A 2,697-nucleotide genomic window follows, 5' to 3' on the forward strand; every position below is an offset into this window, starting at 1 on the left:
ACGGTATCGACCGTCCGGAGATCAACCTGCCGGACGACGTGAACAACGTCTTCGAGGAGGTCGACACCGACGACCCGGTCGAACTCGCCGTCCTCGCCGACCAGGAGCGTGGAGTGAACGCTGTCGATGAGGCCGTTACTAGCGGCGACGCGACAGTGCCCTCCCTGCGCTTCTACTTGGCGGACTCCGCACTTCGTGAGAGCGCGGACTACATCGTTGGCATGCACGACAACAACCAGTCCTTCGGCGGTACGACGCGCTACTACAACCGCACGGTTGAGATGCAGTCCGATACCGCTGCTGTCACCACCTACTGCGTGGATGCCTCTGAGGCGTACCTCGTTCACTTGGACAGCGGTGAGCAGGACCCGGAGAGCGGCACCTACTACTACATGCTGCGCCAGCAACTGGCAGAGAACGAGGTCTGGCAGACGGTCGTGATCGAGACCAATGAGGTGGGGGATCGGTGCGGAGGCTGACAGCGGGACTGCTTGCCCTGACGTGCGCGGTGGCGGCTGGCGCTCCAGCTTTCGCCGACGGCGGCAACGGGCGCTGGGAAAGCCGCGAGCGTGCCCACGGTGCCCATGAAGACGGAACACTTCGGTCGGCGGTGCGGTCGGAGACCGGCCTGGGCGGCGTGGTGTTCGACCCGCCGCATTCAGGTGACGGCGGGTCGTTGTCCGGGCGGCAGGCGAACTGGTCGCCGCCGCCGTGCTATTACGCGCCTCGGTGGTCGGCGTCGGAATTCAAGGAGTGGTGGGACAGCTACGCCAAGGACCAGGCGTACAAGACCGACCCCGACAACGCCCCAGCGATCATCGACGCGCACGACGAGACCTACGGCGAGAACAGCCAGTACGAGGACCACAACATCGGGCGGGAGGACGAGGGGGCCTGGTGGACGGTGCACTCGAATCCGAACCACCCCGACGGCTCGACCGCTAGCTGCGAGTCGCAGATCTTCTGGGTGGACCACGACGACACCCCGCCGCCGCACCCCAACTCCCCGACGCCGGAGATGTTGGCGGAGCTGGCGTATGCCGAGGTGGAGATCCCGGATGTCCGTGCCGAGTTGAGCCCGGCGGCGGACGCGCAGAAGGTGAACCTGGCGACCTGGGTGTGGATGGACGCGTCCGACCTGGCGCCGGTGTCGGTGACTGCGTCGATCAGTGGCTATTCGCAGCTGTCGGCGACGGTGACCGCGACCCCGTCCCGCGTGGAGCTCGATCCGGGAACGGGCGATGCGACGGTGCACGACGGCTGTGCGGTCGGGGCGGACGGCGGTGTGGGTCGGCCGTACACGGCTGCCGACGCCGGGACTGCGCCGTCCTGCGGCGTCACCTACCACCGGGCGACCCACGACCGCGGCCCGTACCCGTTCAGTGCGACGGTCGTGTGGGAGGTCAGCTGGGAGGGCTCGGACGGCAGCGGCGCGACGCTGCCGGATGGCGCGTTCGGCACCACCCAGGACGTCACCGTCCAGGAGATCCAGACCATCGTCCGCTGACACGAGACGCTGTCAGGTGTGGCCGCCCGCTCCTCGGGGTGTCCGGGACATGACGTATCGTGACCCGTATTTCTCTGTTCGAACGCTTCCGAGGGGTTTCTGACATGCGGCGCCGAATCTCTGCCTCTGTGATCGCGGCCGTGCTGGCGACCGGCCTGCTCGCCACCGCCTGCGGCGGGAGCGACGACTCCAGTGACGACCCGCTGCCCGGTGCCGACACGGGCTCCTCGGCTTCGCCGGATCCCACGGAGGGCGAGGGCGACGAGGCGGACGACGAGACGGGCGAGGACGAACTTCCCGAGGACGGTATCGACCGTCCGGAGATCAACCTGCCGGACGACGTGAACAACGTCTTCGAGAAGGTCGACACCGACGACCCGGTCGAACTCGCCGTCCTCGCCGACCAGGAGCACGCCATCAACGCGGTGGACGAGGCAATCACCAGCGGCGACACCAAGGTGCCTTCCCTGCCCTTCTACCAAGCCGATATGGCTTTGCTTGAGAGCGTCGAACTCATCGTGGGAATGCACGACGACGGATTGTCCTTCGGTGGAACTACGCACTACTACAAGCGCACCTTGGAGATGCAGTCCGACACCGCGGCGGTCACTACGTACTGTATGGACACGGCGGAGTCATACCTGATCGATCTGGAAACGGGCGAACAGGAGGCGGACAGCGGTATCAACTACTTCACTTCGCGACAGGAACTCAACGAAGAAGGTGTCTGGCAGACGGTCACTCTGACCTCGGCTGACGGAGGTGACCGATGCGCGCGCTGAGGGCAATGGGAGTAGCTTTCGGTGGCTGCCTCCTCTTGGCCCCTCTGGCCTTTGCGGCGCCGGGAGAGGGTAGGTCGGGGCGAAACAATGACGTCCGTGGGGAGAGAGACGGTTCTACACTGAGGGCCGAGGCCGGTTCTGATGCCGGTGTCGGCGGTGTCGTATTCGACCCGCCGCATTCGGGTGCTGGTGGGTCGTTGTCCGGACGGCAGTCGAACTGGTCGCCCCCGCCCTGCTACTACGCGCCTCGGTGGTCGGCGTCGGAGTTCAAGGAGTGGTGGGACACCTACGCCAAGGACCAGGCGTACAAGACCGACCCGGACAACGCCTCGGCGATCGTCGACTCGCACGATGAGACCTACGGCGAGGACAGCCAGTACGAGGACCACAACATCGGGCGGGAGGACG

3 protein-coding genes and 1 pseudogene are annotated in these 2,697 nt (G+C 66.1%); all 4 read left to right on the forward strand.

The window, feature by feature from the left end; translation table 11 throughout:
* Positions 1 to 479: hypothetical protein (locus HCN56_RS24955; RefSeq protein ID WP_167974837.1), on the forward strand; the 479-nt coding region annotated here is incomplete at its 5' end.
* Positions 480 to 610: 131 nt separating this feature from the next.
* Positions 611 to 1,507: a hypothetical protein gene (locus HCN56_RS24960; protein WP_167974839.1), complete on the forward strand. Its 897-nt coding sequence runs from the start codon at positions 611 to 613 to the stop codon at positions 1,505 to 1,507.
* Between the two features lie 59 nt (positions 1,508 to 1,566).
* Entirely contained in the window at positions 1,567 to 2,289 is a 723-nt protein-coding gene (locus tag HCN56_RS24965; protein WP_167974841.1) for a hypothetical protein, read from the forward strand.
* A 197-nt stretch (positions 2,290 to 2,486) separates the two neighbouring features.
* Positions 2,487 to 2,697: pseudogene (locus HCN56_RS24970) on the forward strand (hypothetical protein); the annotation flags it as partial.

The sequence above is a fragment of the Streptomyces lonarensis genome, assembly GCF_012033735.1.
Lineage (GTDB): Bacteria > Actinomycetota > Actinomycetes > Streptomycetales > Streptomycetaceae > Streptomyces > Streptomyces lonarensis.